Source organism: Flavobacterium sp. PMTSA4, assembly GCF_032098525.1.
In the GTDB taxonomy this organism is placed as follows: domain Bacteria; phylum Bacteroidota; class Bacteroidia; order Flavobacteriales; family Flavobacteriaceae; genus Flavobacterium; species Flavobacterium capsici.
In genome coordinates, this window is record NZ_CP134890.1 from 1610767 (window position 1) to 1626458 (window position 15692).

Genomic DNA, 15692 nt, shown 5'->3' on the forward strand with positions numbered 1-15692 from the left:
GGCTTATTTGATTAAAACAAATGTTTGGTTATCAAATATTATGGTTCCATAAAAAGTTTCGGCAGTTACTTTTGCATAGTAATTTCCATTTTCAGCATTGAATCCTTTTATTTTGCCATCCCATCCGACTAGTACGTCTCCTGTTTCACTATATATCATAGAACCCCAAGTATCGTATATATTCAATTGTACATTCTTTAATCTTTTAGTTACTGGTCTGTAGGTATCGTTAAGACCATCATTGTTTGGAGTAAATGCTGTTGGCACAACAATTAAGTATCCCTTTTCCACTAAAAGCGAAATAGTTTGCACATAAACACACCCGAAAGGGTAAGTTACAGTTTGTGTTACAATATATTCTTTTGGAATAGCATAAGTGTGTACTGGATTTAATTCAGTTGAAAAAGTACCATCCCCAAAATCCCATGATACAGAAATATAATCGCCAGTAATATTACTTTGAAACTGAATTGGGTCTCCAATTGAATATATACCGTATGATGTGTATCCAAAAGAAGTTGTATCAAATGATGAATAACCAATAACAGGATTATCAACATCAACAGTATAGGTTGCAGTACATCCTATATTGTCAGTTACTGTTAATATTACTGTTCCATTGGTGCTAGAGTTCATAATGTTATTGTCTGGGCCGCTTATATTTCCACTAGACCATTGGTATTGAAATGGTGGTACTCCACCTGAAGCTTGAGCAACAAAGTTTTGTGTTACTTGATGAGTAGAACAATTAAAATCTGTTTGGGTAGTAACATTTATATATATGGGTGCTGGTCTTACTAAATTAAATTGACTTGTTAATGAGCAGCCATTATTATCTGTAACTGTTACTTGATAATTGCCGGCATTAACATTTACTAAATCTTCTGTAGAGGCTCCGTTTGACCAACTGTAGTTAAAAGGAGGTGTTCCTCCTGCAACGATTAAGTCTATTGCCCCAGTATTTGCATTGGAACAGTCTAGGGGATTAGTAGTATTTGCAGAAACTACTAAGGGTTGTGGTTCTAATATTGTAAATGTTCTTACAATGTAACAAGGTGTTCCGTCAGCTATGGTTGCTGTGTATGTTCCTGGTCCGAGATTGTTTCTTATTAGACCTGCGGTGCTACCATCGCTCCAAGTTAAAGTAACTGTTGGTATTCCTCCTGTTAAGTTTAGATTAATACTCCCATTATTTGCACCATAGCATGAAACATTATTAACTATAGGATTTACTGTAAATATTGGTGCTTCGGGAATAATGATGGATTCTGCTTTAATACATCCAAGATTGTCTGTTACTGTAATGGTATATGTTCCTGCTGAAAGGTTGTTCTGATTTAATGCAGTTGAAAGATTACTCCATTGGTATTGATAGGGTGGATTTCCTCCAGAAATTGTTGTTGTGAAAGAAGCATTGTTAGCGCCGTAACATGTTATTGGTGTTGTGGTATAACTAATAATTATCTCTGTGGATTGGGTGATGACTGCAGATAGGTTTTCTGTACATCCTTGGTTGTCGGTTATCGTTACAGTATAAGTTCCCGCAACTATATTGGTAAGGTTTTGATTTGTGCTTGTAAAACCGTTTGGACCTGTCCAAGCGTAGTTGTAATCGAACACACCGGGTGTAATTTCGATTGGTGTTCCCCCTGATGGGTTTATATTGATTGCTCCAGTTGCTGCTCCAAAACATTCAACGTTTGTTTGACTGATTAAACTAACGGCTAAAATTGGTGGTTGAGTAATGGTAAATGTTTCCGTTTTAGGACCACAATTATTGGCATCTGTTACTGTGACAACATATGTTCCTGGACTTAAATTTGCAATGTCTTCGTTATTCGAAAATGGAAAAGTATCTTTTGTCCAAGTGTAGGTATAATTTCCTGTTCCGCCAGTTACTGATATATTAATACTTCCGTTTGCAAAGCCAAAACAAGTGATGTCATTTTCGCTGTCAATTGAGATTAGTATATCGTCTGGTTCTGTAATGGTATACGTGTTCGTATAAGGACAATTGCCTGTATCGTCAATCGTTAAATCGTATATTCCTGGTTCTAGATTATTTATTGCTGTTGCTGCTGAAGTAAATCCGTTAGGTCCTAACCATGTTATTGTATATGGTGGAATTCCGCCAACTATATTAGTTGTTATTGATGCATTATTAACTCCGAAACACGAATTATTGCTGGCAATCACATTTGGATTTATTGCTGGATTGACCACTACTGTTACCGTGAAATCATTACCAATACAAACCCCAGAAATTGGAGTTACCGTATAAGTTACTGTGGCCGGTGAAGTTGTTGTATTAATTAATGTTTGACTGATTTGATTTTGCTGAGTTGCTTCAGAATTAGCGCCTGATATTGCACCCGCTGGATTTATTGTTGGAGTTGACCAAGTGTATGTAGTGCCAAGAGGAACAATGTTGCCTCCCGTATTAGAAGGTGTAATTGTGAACGGGTTATTGCTGCAAATCGTTGTGCTTTCTGATGCAATAACTGGATTTTGGTTGATTGTAATTAATGCTGTGTCTGAAATTATTGTTGCACAACCTCCGGACAATGAAGGGAAATTAATAATACAGTAATAATACAAACTGCCTACACTATTTGTTGGTGGTGTGTAAGTTGCATTGGTTGCACTTGGGATGCTAAAACCACCTGTGTTGCTGTTAATTGTGTTTGAAAACCATTGGTATGTTGGTGTTCCTGTTCCGCTTGAATAATTTAAAGTTAAACTTGTTGGGACTTGGTCTTTACACCAAGTGTTTGATTGTGGTTGTGACGTTATTACTGGCGCAGGATTTACAATTACTTGAGCTGTATTAGAAATTGCATTACAACCCGTACCGTTGGTTTGATTGATAACACAATAGTAGAACACCGTTCCTGTTGTTGCTGTTGGCGGTGTAAACGTGCTATTTGTTTCTCCAGAAATAACTACACCAGTAGTTGTGTTATTAGTAGTCGAACTATACCATTGATATGTGTATGAAGTTCCTATACCACCTGTTGCGCCCACAGAGAGAGTAGTTGCAGGTGTGTTTTGACAAACAGTTTGTGTAGTTTGGGGTTGTGGAGTAATTATAGGATCCGCAATTACATCTATAGTAGCTACATCACTCACTATACTGCCGCAACCACTCCCAGAAAAAGATATTTGGACATAATAATAATATGTTCCTGGAACTGAATAAACTGGCGGTGTGTAGGTTGAATTTGTTGCACCAGTTATTGGTGTACCGCCTGTATTTGTACTCGTATTGTTTGAATACCACTGATAGTTTGGTGTACCTGTTCCTCCAATGTATGATACACTTAATGGAGTCGTAATTGTTGCACCCACACATAGACTTTGGTTTGGTACTGGATTTTGGTCAATAGTTGATGCTGAAGTTATTATTATTTCAGCAGTATTGGTTGCAATAGTAGCACAACTTCCCGTAATGTTTGGAAATGTAACTAAACAATAATAATATGTTGTTCCAACTGTATTGGCTGGTGGTGTAAATGTTGCATTAGTTTCTCCAGTAATTAAAGTTCCTGAAGTATTGTTATTATTAATATTAGAATACCATTGATATGTTGGTGTTCCTGCACCATTACTATACGTAAATGACAATGTAGTTGGAGTACCACCTAAACAGACCGAACTTGAAGGCGGTTGATTGACGATTGAAGGAGATTGATTAATTATTACTGCTGCTGTTGTAGAAGTAACTGAACAACCTGGTGTATTTTGAGTAATTATGCAATAATAAAAAATTGTTCCAACACTAGAAGTTGGTGGGGTATAAGTTGCATTTGTTGCTGAGGGAATTAGCACCCCATTGGTTGTATTATTGTTTGTATTACTGTACCACTGATAATTAAAACTACCGTTACCTCCTGATGCAACAACTGATAAAGTTGATGGTGTAGCTCCTTGACATAATGTTTGGGTCGTTAAAGGCTGGGTCGTTATTGTTGGGTCGTTAAACACTACTACTTCTGCACTGTTACTAGTTGTTGTGCCACATCCGTTACTAGAAAGTGAAATTATTGCATAGTAATAATATGTTCCTGCTGCTGTATAGACAGGCGGTGTATAGGTAGCATTTGTTGCGCCTGAAATTAAGGTTCCGCCAGTTGTTGCATTTGTTGTATTGGAATACCATTGGTAAGTAGCAGTTCCAATTCCTCCAGTATAACTGACCGTTAAAGGTGATGCTAGTGCAACTCCAACACAAGCATTTTGAGTTACCATTGGTTGCGTATTAATAGTTGGCAGTGGATTAATTGTAACTGTAGCAACGTTTGAATTTAAACTAGAACATCCGCCCGAGGTTAAAGTGATGACACAGTAGTAATAGAGTGTTCCGATGGTTGAAGCTGGTGGGTTAAATGTACTGTTTGTTTGCCCTGAAATCAAAGTTCCGCCTGTGTTTGAATTTGATGTGTTTGAATACCATTGGTATGATGGCGTACCCGATGAAGAATTAATTACTACTGAAAGTGCTGTTGGCGTACCTCCTAAACAAACAGAACTAGAACTTGGTTGTGTTGTGATAGTTGGTGCAGGGTTTATGGTAATAACATAATTGACTGTTGGTCCATCACAACCATTAAATGATGGTGTAATAACATAGGTTACCGTTCCTGGATTTGAATTTGTTGTTGTAATTGTTTGAGCAGGAATAGTATTTGTTGAACCTGTAGCAGTAAAACCTGTAATTCCGGCTGTTGCTGTTGCTGTCCAAGCGAATGTAGTTCCTGTTGGATTGGCCGTTAAAGTAACTGGTGTTGTCGTTGAACCCGAACAAATAGATTCCGTTAAAACTGTATTCGTTATAACTGGCGCAGTGCTTACCGAAAAAGTTTGGGTTGCTGTTGTTGAAGCACCACATTCATTTGTTACCACTAAAGAAACTGTATAATTTCCTGTTGTTGGATAATTAATTGTTCCTGGGTTGGCTGTGTTTGCAGTTGCAGGTGTACCTCCCGGGAAACTCCAAGCATAGGTTAGCGTGCTGGTTGTAGGTGCGCAACCAATGATTGTTGCTGTTGGGCTAATGTTTGCTGTTCCACAAGCTCCAGTAATTGCTGCAATTGAAGCAGTTGGTGGTTTTTTTACTATTACCGTTTGTGTAGTAGTATTAGTTCCACAAGAATTTGTTGTTGCTAGTCTTATTGTATATGTGCCTGGTTCGGTAAAATTAAAATTGGCATTTGCTGTAGTTTGATTGGGAAATGTTGGCGATGCAGTACTACAAAATCCAGATGCGTAAGTAACCGTCCATAAATAGGTAGGTGTACCACATTGATTAGTTAAAACTGTATTGTTGGTTGTTGTTACAGAAAGAGGAATACAGCCTGTATTGGTGTTTAGTGAGAAAAGAGGTGTTAGTGGTGGTTGTACACAAATGGTTTTCGAAATTGTATCTATGCCGCATTTATTACCCGTTTTCATTGTAATTGTATATGTCCCAGAAATACTAAAATTTAAACATAAAACATCTGAACCTGATAACCACAAACTAGGATCAGTTGATGAAAAATCATTTCCTAATGAACTCCCCGATGTCAAAGAATAACCTGTGGATGGACTTATAGACCAAACTATTAGAGGATTTGAACAAGTATTACTGATAACTTGATTACCTAGAGATGTATTTGTTAAACAAACTTGAGTATTAATACAAGCTGAAACTGGAGCTGTAAAATTTGCTTGAGGATTTGCTGAAACATAAATTGGCACAACTCCAACTGATGAAGTACTACATGGATTAGTTGCCACTATATTTGCTGAAAATGAATTTTGATATGTATTGGAACCGTCTGAACTATCTGTGCCACATGATGAAGAAGTAAATGTATGTGTAACAGATGCTGGAGGTGGATGATTAAATGGAATTGGTGCAGACCCATCATTGAAAGTCACCGTATATGTTGTTCCAGGTGGATTATTCGATGTTCCTGTTATTGGAAATGTAAGTGAATTTGCATTACATATATCTGTATTTCCGGGATTCCCCAACGAAACTGCAGGATTTGAACCGACAAAAACTATGTATGTTTTAGTAATTGAACAACCATTACTCCCTGAAATTGTATAATTTAAATACCATAAGCCAATTTGGTAAGTATGCGATAAAGTAGTCCAACTAGAACCTGTGAAATTAGGCGACCCATCACCCCAATTTATAGTGTAATTATTGTTAGTGGAAGATGTTGTGGAAGTATTTGTGAAGTTAAATAATGAAGCACTATTAGAACAAATTCTGAATACTGGAAAGTTATCAAAAATAGAACCTGCGCCAGTCCCACCCATATTAGCATTTGGTTGAGGATTAATTGTTACAATAGCAGTTCCAGAAACATTCTGTGGAATAGGTGGAGTAGAATCATCAATTACGCTGACAAGATTATAAACAAAAGTCCCTGCTGTACCTGTTGGAACTGAAACTGTCACAGACGAATTTGTTCCAGTTGTAGATACTGTTTGATTGCCCGATGTTCCTGTTACGGTATATGTAAATGTATAAGGAGCAGTTCCTCCAGAACCTGTAAAAGTAATTACTGGACTTGCTGCATTTTGACAAACTGTTGTAGTCCCTGAAATAGTAGCCGATGGAGGTAAGTTTATACTTTTTGCATAAGTATGACTAAAACTATAAATTAATACTAAAATTATTAACAGGTATTTTTGTTTCATACTCAATAAAATTTTATTTCATACTATACTTTTCAACAAACTAGTAACTAGTTAAGTGCATAAAAATAGTGGTTTATTTAACACATATTACATTGTTAATTACTTTTTCTTCTTAGTCACTTTTTTCTTCTTTACAGGTGGCTCACAAACGCCACAGGTACCGCCAAGTTTTGCACAATGTTTGCAACCTGAGCAGTTTTTACAAGCTGTACAATCGTCTGAACCATTGCATCCGCGTGCTTCGCAGGTTGATGCTATTTGAGGATTTGTGGTTGGTTGATTTCCTTGATTGCAAGCAAAAAGGAATAACAAAAGAAGTGGTAGTAGTTTTTTCATATTTGTATTGTTTTGTTGTAGTTTATCCGTTAAAACATAATTCACATTTCCGTTCGTAGTAGTAGTTTTTGGTTTGGGTGTTGAATGTTATTGGTGCATTGAGTTCGAGTTTCATAAAGTTTATATAATTAAAAACCGTTCTGACTGAAAGACCTAATTTGTTTGATAACTCTTTAGGTGTTCCTGTTCTTTCGGCTTCAATCAGCTCATGTACTTTTATGATTACTCTTATATCCAATGTTAAAAAACAATTATACTATTTGTGAGTGCAATCAGAATGCAGTGTTTTTGTTTTTATTAACAAAACACATTTCAAACTTAAACCAATTTGAGATAGGTATTTTACGGAAAACCGTAAAATGGATAAAAAAACCACAAGCTAGAACTTATGGTTTTAATTACTCAAAATCCTAACTGGTATGGCATTCGTTTGAACATGTTTTGCAACCGTTTGCTGTTGGATACGTCTTTTTTGCTTCCTTTACTGCATCCCTACAATTGGTAAAGTCTCCTAGATACTTTCGGTTTTCAAGACGAGGTAGATAAATACAAGTTTCTTTATGCACTTCGTGGTCTCCATTGCTTTGTGCATTTTTGTTGACATAATACTTCATCGTTTTTATATTTTTAATTGTTATTTCTCAATTTAAGTCTTTCTGAAACAGATATTTTACGGAAAACCGTAAAATGGATAAAAAATATGGCCTCTTTTTATGCGATTCTTCACTTTGTTCAGAATAACACTCATGAATTATTTAAAAAGGAGATGCTAAAAAGCATCCCCTTTTTTACCTAACCAAATTATGGTTTTGTTGGCGGTGGTGGTGGCGGTGTTAATTGTCCGCTTTGACCTCCAGTATCATCCGCTTGTGTTTGAGCTGGAACATTATCAGTAATTGAGTCGGCTGTACAAGAAGTAAATGTTGTTGTAGCCAACATAATAATCGAAAATAAAAGTATTTTTTTCATTTTAACAGATTTAAAAATTGAACAATAGTTTTGCTGCCCGAGTTTCTCGAGGCATTGCAATGGAATTTCCTTTGCTTGATTATTGAAGGTCAAGATTGACCTATAGTGGGAAGTGAAGTGCGTTGATACAGAACCTATTGTTTATACTTCCCGAATAAAAAATTGAGCTCTGTATGTCAGCACTTTTTAGAAGTAGTTTTGTACATTTGTTCTTATCGCGAGGTAGAACAAGAACTAATTCTGAAGCAAAGGAATGTGGTTTTTGAGTGAGTGTTTATAAAGAATTCCGATGTTTCCGAAGATTCCGAAGAATTCCTGATAATTCCGTTTTAATCATTTGTTCCACTATGAAAAAAAATACTTTTAAAGATTATAAGAAGGCATTGCTTGAGCATTATGATACAGTTAAAGGCGATGATGTGACGGGTGTTTTATTAGACCCAACACCTGCTCAGATGAGGGATTTGTGTAGTTTAAAAATTGATGGAGGCTTGAGTAAGACCGATGAGGAATTAATGCGTGTTTTTTTCGAGACAAAAAAAGAAGACTCTTTGAAGCTATCAATAAAGCGCTGTAATATTGATAAGTTCAGACCGATTATTTCATTTATTAGGAGAGAAACAGATACTGACAATAGACCAAGAATTGAATTGGTTGCTATTTTGATTGATTTTAGCCCAAGACCTTATGCTAAGTTTAGCGGTTTAAAAAATGAAACCTCCAAAAGCAAAGATTCAGGTAGAGCTGAAGATGAGAATATAACTGATTTATCTCAAACCAATAAAAAGCAAAAAACCTATTCTTTTAAAAAGATATTGTATGTGTTCTTGGGGTTAATTGGGTTGTCGAGTCTTGGCTATGTTGTAAAAGATAAACTGATACCTGAAAAACAATGCATGCAATGGCAGGATGATCATTATGTGGAAGTGAATTGTTTAGAAGAAATAAATGGTTTTAAAAGCAGCTCAAAAAAACCTATAAAGGAAGAGTTGATGAATCTCGAAAAGATAAAAGTTTGTGATACTACAACTTTTTTTGAAGAAGGAAAAGCTATTGTTTATTACTGTAAAATTGACAATGATAACGTTGAATATTTTAATCAACCAGGTTATCATCCTATAAATGGCAAACCTTTAAAGCCTATTACTACTTATATGATTAACAAGTATATCAAAAATAAAGAGTAATTTATTTGGTTTGTTTCTATTGTACTACAAGGGTTTTTTAAGTTTATCAGAAAAAAAATATTAAAGTGTGTAACATTTTATTTTTTATGTCGTCTAGTTGCTTAGAATTAAAAAAATCATCAAATCAAAACAATCATCAATCATGAAAAACAAATTTTTAAGAGTCAGCACTGTCGTTGCTGGACTGATGCTTTTGAGTTGTAACACTTCAAACAACGAAGCACAAGAGTACAAAGAGAAAGAAGAAGTTACTTTGGCCAAACAAATTGAAAGAGGTAACTATTTGGTAAACACTTCGGGGTGTAATGACTGTCATTCGCCAAAGAAAATGACTGACCATGGTCCGATTCCTGATCCTGACCGATTATTATCGGGGCATGATATGAATGAGCCTTTGCCTCCGTATGACAAAAATGGCAGTAAGGGTTATGTTCTTTTTAACATGAATGGTACTGCGAGTATTGGTCCGTGGGGAACTTCGTTTGCTGGAAATTTAACTCCGGATGATACTGGAATTGGTAACTGGAGTGAGGAGCAGTTTTTGACCGCTATTCGTAAAGGTAAGTATAAAGGCTTAAAAGGCAGCAGACAGTTGCTTCCACCGATGCCCTGGCCTGCTTATGCGCAAATGAGTGACGAGGACTTGAAGGCTATTTTTGCTTATTTGCAAAGTTTGAAGCCTGTTGAGAATATTGTTCCACAAGCTGTTCTGCCAGCTATTTAATCGGAAATTTTATTTAGTGGTATTGGATTAACATCATTATTGATGGAGGGTTTCTTGTGTTTCGTTGATACTTGAATGGAATCCTTTTTCTACTGAAATCGTTACCTCGATGGGAATACTCATCGAGTGTAGGGTTTCTGTTGCTGCCGCTAAATTAAAACTGAACAAAATTTAATCTTAGATTATTATGAATTTAGAAAAAATTAGAAAACGCATCCAATATAATGGTGCGTTTGAGCCAACTTATGCTGTTTTGAGAGATTTGCAGCAGCAGTTTTTGTTGCATGTTCCTTTTGAGAACCTTGATATTCATATGGGTATTCCTTTGGATTATTCGTCAATGCCTGTTTTTACGAAGATTGTTGAGAGAAATCGAGGCGGTGTTTGTTATGAAAACAATGGTCTTTTTTATGACATTTTGAAGGCTATTGGTTTTGATGTACAGTTTATCAGAGGTGAAATGTTTAAAGGTTTGCCGCTTAAGAATGATGATGAGCACATGCACATGGCGCTTGTTGTTGAACTTGAGGGTGACCTTTATTTGGTTGATGTTGGCAATGGGAAATCGTTTGGTGACCCATTGCCTATCTTCAACAAAGCGTATAGTAAAGGGGAAGATTTTGAGTATATCGTTGACGATTTTGACGGTATGAAGGCACTTTATTTTAAAGATGCTAACGGAGTTTTGACTCCGAGGTATGTTTTTGATTTGAGTGCTAAAACGCGTGAGGATTTCAGACAGGCTTGCCGTTATATTGAAACTTCGCCTGAGTCTGTGTTTCGTAAAAATACTTTGGCTTCTTTGTATCAAACGGATGGAAGAATTACCCTGGCTGGTGAATACTTTAAGAGTTCGAACGGGATACTTCCTTGTTCGGTGTTGCTTTCTTCGAAAGAGGTTACGGGAAGTTTGCTTAAGAAACAATTTGGCATCATTTTGAGCGATGAAGAACTTGAATTACTGGAGTTGAAAAGTTCGGAATTGATAGCCTAATAAATAAGAATCATTAATCATAAAATAAAAAAAAATGAAAAAGTATGCTTATAAAATATTAACTGTAACAAGTGTGACGCTTGCAGTTGTATTAATAATCTTTTGGCTTTTATTATATACTGATGCTTATTGGTATTTATAAAGTTTAGATGAAATGACTAAGAAACGATTTGAAGAAATTTGAATCGTTTTTTTTATTCTTTTTACTGATAGAATTGTTTTTCTTCATTTAAATAGTGATTATCTCTGGAGGAATTGGCATTAATAATTCGCTCCAGAGCAATCACCCCACAATTATTTTTTTCTGAACCATTTTTTGTAGAATGGTATTGGTTTTATTTTTTCGTTATGGTTTTCAAGACAAGTGTTGCAAACTGTTGCTGATGGGTATATTTTTTTGGCATCATGAAGTGCTTCATGAGGTGTTTTATAATCGCCAAGGCAGACACGGTTGAAAATATTAGGCAAATGATTGCATGTTGCTAAATGCAATTCGTGGTTGCCTATTTGGTTTGGGTTTCTGTTGACGTAATAGAGTTTCATAGTGAGTTAAAAAGATTAATAACTAACTAATATTTCCAAACATCTGATTGAGATTTTAGATAAGTGATATAAAACTTATCTGGTCCACTTTCTTTAAATACCTTTTGTATTGATCCATTCTTTTGTCCGCAGAAATTATTTTTCACATCTTTAAGAATGTCTTTTTCAGCTATATTGGTAATGTTAGATACATAAAAATCATTTTTAACTTTATTAACCTTATCTCCCATTTTATATGCTATTGAATTATAAAACTTAATTGGTGTGGATTCTTCAGAAAAAGATTTTGAGCTTGTTTGTTTTGATGTTGGAAAACGCAACAAATCGCAATCTCTAAAAATGGTTTGATTGATGTCGAATTCGGAAATTGTTTTGGATGTGTTGGCAGGTATTGCAATTGTTCTAGGCTCTATTCTTTCTACACCACTTGCTGTATTAGCTACTAAAGTATTTGACGCAAAATTTGAAACTGTTAATCTGCTCCAAAGTGTTACACTTGAAGAAGAAGTTGTACTTGAAGAAGAATTTGATGAATTGCTAAAAATTCTGTTTTGAAAATAATCGTAAGCATTACCATTAATTACATAGAAACTATCATCAAGTAATAGCGTTATTGTTTCGTTTGTTTTATTATAAAAACTAAATCCAGCGTTTCCATATTTTCCCCAAAGATTGTAACTTATTCGACAATTATTGTCTTCAAAAACCAATGCATTATTGTCTTTGTGTTGAACAGTTTTTGAGTTCGTTTGATAAACCTGGTAATAATTTTTTACGGTATTGCATGACATCATAAATATCAAAAGCAATAATGGGATAATTTTTTTCATGATTTGAATTGATTTAAGATTTTCAATTCAAACTTATGATGGTATTTTGGAAGTATTTTACGGAAAACCGTAAAATGGGTGTTTTTTTTAAAACTTTTTTAGATGATGCCTAAGTCTTTTGTGATGGCTACTAAATGGGCAGTGTTATTTGCTTTAAAAGAGTCTTTGAGTTTGTTTACTTTTTTTTCGATGGCGCTTTTACTGCTGGGGTTTATGTTTTGGGTTTTGAAGAAATCGGCAATTTGGTCTTGTGTATTTCCGAGTGCGAGTTGTTTTAGAATTTGGACGTCAGCGTAATCTATTTTATTTGCTTCTTTATCGGCAATTAGGTATTTTATTTCTGTTGAAATAAATGCTGAGTTTGAACTATAAACTTGTGTTATTGCTGTTTTTAGTTGTTCTATACTGTTTCGGCTTTTGTGTACGTAGGCATTGATTTTATAGTCGTCGTAGAGTGTTTTAATGGTGCTTTTTTTGTCTTCGACTGAGTAAACAATTGTTTTTAAGCTGGGTTGTATTTTATGTATTTCGGCAATGGTTTCTTGACCAGAAGTTAATTTAACTGAACGGGAATCGGGTTCGAAAGACAGGTCGGTTATCAGAAGGTCGAAGGGTTCGTTGTCTTGTATTGCCTTTTTAATTTTAAGTATTGCATCGTCGCAATATTTGACATGTTGCATGTTTGTAATTCCTAATTGGATGAGTGTTAGCTGGACTGCCAAACTAATGGTGTCTATGTCTTCGGCAATTAAAACTTTATTGAACATGATGACTTATTTTGGAATTTCGATGTTTACTTTGAAGCCTTTTTGGGTTTCGCTTTCAAATATAATGGTTCCGTTTAGTGTAAAAATGCGGTTTTCCACATTTTGAAGTCCTTTTTTATCAAAAGTTTCGGGATTGATTCCTTTTCCGTTGTCGGCGTATTTTATTTGAATTTGTTTTGGGTGATTGATAAATGATAAAACTACAACAGAACAATTGGAGTGTTTTTTCATGTTGACCATTAGTTCCTGAAGTACTCTATAGAGTGTGATTTTTGTTTCTCTTTTGATTTTGTTCCAATCGATAGTGTCATCGGAATTGATTATGACATTGGTTTGCGGACTATTGAAACCGCTAATCATGTTGAACAAATTTTCTTGATAGTTTGCGTTGGTATTTACCTGGCTGTTGGCATTGGCAATGTTTCTTGTTCTAAGGTAAATGTCGTCGAGGTTGTTGAGAAATGTTTCTTTTTTTTGAGGATTGCTCAGGTCTTGGGTTTCGGCAAAGGTTAGTGCTTGAAAAACATCGTTTGCCAATTCGTCGTGTATCTTTTTTGAGATTCGTGTTTCGGTATCGTAGATGGATGTTTTTAGTTTTTGTTTGTTTCGGTAACGGATTAGCAAAATTGTAATGAAAGCAATTACCGCCACTGCTATTAATATCCAAAATATTGTTTGTTTTTGTTTCTCAGATTTTAATTTTTCTTGTTCGGCTTTGGAAGCGTCGAATCGTATCTTGGCGAATTGATTTTTGGCAGATTGACGCACTTTGTTGATGCTGTCAGAAAGTTTCATTTGTTTGAGCGCTAATGATTTTGCTTCATTTGGTTGCGCATTGATGATCCAATATTGAAGCGCTTCCATTTTATCGTCGGGGTTATTTATTTTGCTTGCAAATTGAAAAGCGCTTTGGGCATAGCTGGCTGCTAATTCTTGGTTTGTATTTTGATAATATTGCGAAAGATGAATATAGCTTGCTATCTTTTCGTAATCATCGTTTATAGAATCGCGAATGGATTTTGCTTTTAATAAAAGTTCTAATGCTTTGTTATTATTTGTTTTATAGTATGCATAGCCAAGATTATCGAGGATTTTTGCCCATTGTTTTTTGTCTTTCTTAAGCGAATCGTTCTGCCAAATTTTTGTTTCAATGTTTATTGCTTTTTGATATTCTGATTGTTCTAAATATACCACTGCTTTGTTGTTGAGAATAATGCATTTGTTGATTTCGCTTATGGTATCGTTTAGTATTTTATCATAGTAATTGATGGCTTCCTGATAGTTGTTTTGCTCAAGATAAGCTATACCAAGTGCATTGTAAATGTGCATATCATATGCCGGTGATGTGTTGGTTTTATAAGCTTGTGTTAGTGTTTCTTCAGCTGCTGAAAAGTCGGCAATCTGTGTTTGAATAAACGCCATTTGCAATAATGCGTAGACTTTTTCATCATTGCTTACTGCATGTTGATGTGCTTGATTAAAATAAAAGAAAGCGCTGTCTAGTTTTTGTTTTTGAAGACTTGAGAATCCTTTTTCTATGTTTGAATTATAACCTGTACTGTTTGAAGTGAGTTTATCATTGCTCTTGTTGCAAGCAAAAAACACCAGGCTACAAAGCAGCAACAAAAAGAAATTGACGGTGGTTCTCATTTCCCGAAATTATTAAAAAAAACAAAAGGAAATGATGTGTAGATGAAAATAAACAAAAAAGTCTCGATTGCTCGAGACTTTTGCATTTTGTTAACCCAACAAAATTAAATTCAATCTAAGAACGTATATTATTCGTCTGCAGCGTATGCAGAGTTTTTATCGATACTGATTTTCAATGTAGTTGCTACACCTTCTTCATTTATCATGGTCATGTTTAGCGTATCTAATTTTGCTAAATTTCTTGATACTAAACCGTTGAACATGTTGTATGAAATATTCATTTCTTTAAGGTTGTGTAACTTTTCTAAATCAAAAGGAACTTGTCCTTCCATTTTATTTTCAAACAAACTTAAATTTTCTAATGATGTTAAATTAGAAATGTCTGGGCTTAAAGCTCCAACTAATTTATTACTGCTTAACAATAAAACTTTTAATGATTTTAATTGGTAGTATGACGTTGGAATTTCGCCTTCAATTTCATTATTGAATAATGATAGTGTTTCTAATGCTGTTAAAGTTCCGATGCTTGAAGGTAATTTACCTGTTAAACGGTTCATGTGCATTTCAATTGACTTTAATTGTTTTGCATTCCCTAATGCTTCTGGTAAACTTCCTGAAACTTGATTGAATGCAACATTCAAACTAGTTAAACTTTTTAAATTCCCTAAAGTTGCAGGTAAAGCACCCGTTATGTGATTACGGAAAAAATTAATTTCTACAAGGTTTGTTAAATCACCCAATTCACTTGGTAAAACACCTTCTAGATTGTTGTTCATTAATTTAAGTGAAACTACTTTGTCGTCTTTAACTTCAACACCATACCAAGTAGATGGAGATTGTTTTAGATTCCAAGTATTTGTCCATTTAGCACCATTGGTTGATTTGTATAATTTCAATAATGCCTTTTTTTCTGTAGATGATATTTCAGCAAAAACAGAAGCTGAAACAAGCAGAACTGATAAGTAAGTAAAAATAGTTTTCATATCATAGTTAGAT

Annotated in this window: 13 protein-coding genes; 3 read left to right on the forward strand and 10 right to left on the reverse strand. The window is 34.9% G+C overall.

Annotated features, from left to right (window positions below):
• Positions 1-3 precede the first annotated feature (3 nt).
• From RN605_RS07400 to RN605_RS07420, 5 genes are all read right to left on the reverse strand, one after another.
• Complete coding sequence (locus RN605_RS07400; RefSeq protein ID WP_313323707.1) at positions 4-6696, reverse strand: PKD-like domain-containing protein; 6693 nt, start codon at positions 6694-6696, stop codon at positions 4-6.
• A 99-nt stretch (positions 6697-6795) separates the two neighbouring features.
• Entirely contained in the window at positions 6796-7032 is a 237-nt protein-coding gene (locus RN605_RS07405; protein WP_313323709.1) for a hypothetical protein, read from the reverse strand.
• 22 nt (positions 7033-7054) lie between these two features.
• A complete protein-coding gene (locus tag RN605_RS07410) occupies positions 7055-7270 on the reverse strand; it encodes an HTH domain-containing protein (RefSeq protein ID WP_313323711.1) in 216 nt (71 codons plus the stop codon).
• A 172-nt stretch (positions 7271-7442) separates the two neighbouring features.
• Positions 7443-7646 (reverse strand): hypothetical protein, encoded by a 204-nt coding sequence (locus RN605_RS07415; RefSeq protein WP_313323713.1) that lies wholly within the window; start codon positions 7644-7646, stop codon positions 7443-7445.
• A gap of 187 nt (positions 7647-7833) precedes the next feature.
• A complete protein-coding gene (locus tag RN605_RS07420; protein ID WP_313323714.1) occupies positions 7834-8001 on the reverse strand; it encodes a hypothetical protein in 168 nt (55 codons plus the stop codon).
• Between the two features lie 347 nt (positions 8002-8348).
• Between RN605_RS07420 and RN605_RS07425 the strand changes: the two genes are divergently transcribed.
• The 3 genes from RN605_RS07425 to RN605_RS07435 all read left to right on the forward strand — a co-directional run bounded on the left by RN605_RS07425 (position 8349) and on the right by RN605_RS07435 (position 10906).
• Positions 8349-9188 (forward strand): hypothetical protein, encoded by an 840-nt coding sequence (locus RN605_RS07425; protein WP_313323716.1) that lies wholly within the window; start codon positions 8349-8351, stop codon positions 9186-9188.
• 97 nt (positions 9189-9285) lie between these two features.
• The gene (locus RN605_RS07430; protein ID WP_313356330.1) at positions 9286-9912 is read left to right on the forward strand and encodes a c-type cytochrome; all 627 of its coding nucleotides are present in this window, start codon (positions 9286-9288) and stop codon (positions 9910-9912) included.
• 187 nt (positions 9913-10099) lie between these two features.
• Positions 10100-10906 (forward strand): arylamine N-acetyltransferase family protein, encoded by an 807-nt coding sequence (locus RN605_RS07435; RefSeq protein WP_313323720.1) that lies wholly within the window; start codon positions 10100-10102, stop codon positions 10904-10906.
• A gap of 294 nt (positions 10907-11200) precedes the next feature.
• Here the strand turns inward: RN605_RS07435 and RN605_RS07440 are convergent, their stop codons facing one another.
• The 5 genes from RN605_RS07440 to RN605_RS07460 form a co-directional block, all read right to left on the reverse strand.
• Positions 11201-11449 (reverse strand): hypothetical protein, encoded by a 249-nt coding sequence (locus RN605_RS07440; RefSeq protein WP_313323722.1) that lies wholly within the window; start codon positions 11447-11449, stop codon positions 11201-11203.
• Positions 11450-11475: 26 nt separating this feature from the next.
• On the reverse strand, positions 11476-12279 hold the full coding sequence (locus RN605_RS07445) for a hypothetical protein (protein ID WP_313323724.1): 804 nt from the start codon (positions 12277-12279) through the stop codon (positions 11476-11478).
• A gap of 98 nt (positions 12280-12377) precedes the next feature.
• A complete protein-coding gene (locus RN605_RS07450) occupies positions 12378-13046 on the reverse strand; it encodes a response regulator (RefSeq protein ID WP_313323726.1) in 669 nt (222 codons plus the stop codon).
• Between the two features lie 6 nt (positions 13047-13052).
• The gene (locus tag RN605_RS07455) at positions 13053-14696 is read right to left on the reverse strand and encodes a tetratricopeptide repeat-containing sensor histidine kinase (protein ID WP_313323727.1); all 1644 of its coding nucleotides are present in this window, start codon (positions 14694-14696) and stop codon (positions 13053-13055) included.
• 128 nt (positions 14697-14824) lie between these two features.
• Positions 14825-15679, reverse strand: a complete 855-nt coding sequence (locus tag RN605_RS07460; RefSeq protein ID WP_313323729.1) for a leucine-rich repeat domain-containing protein — start codon at positions 15677-15679, stop codon at positions 14825-14827.
• Positions 15680-15692 lie beyond the last annotated feature (13 nt).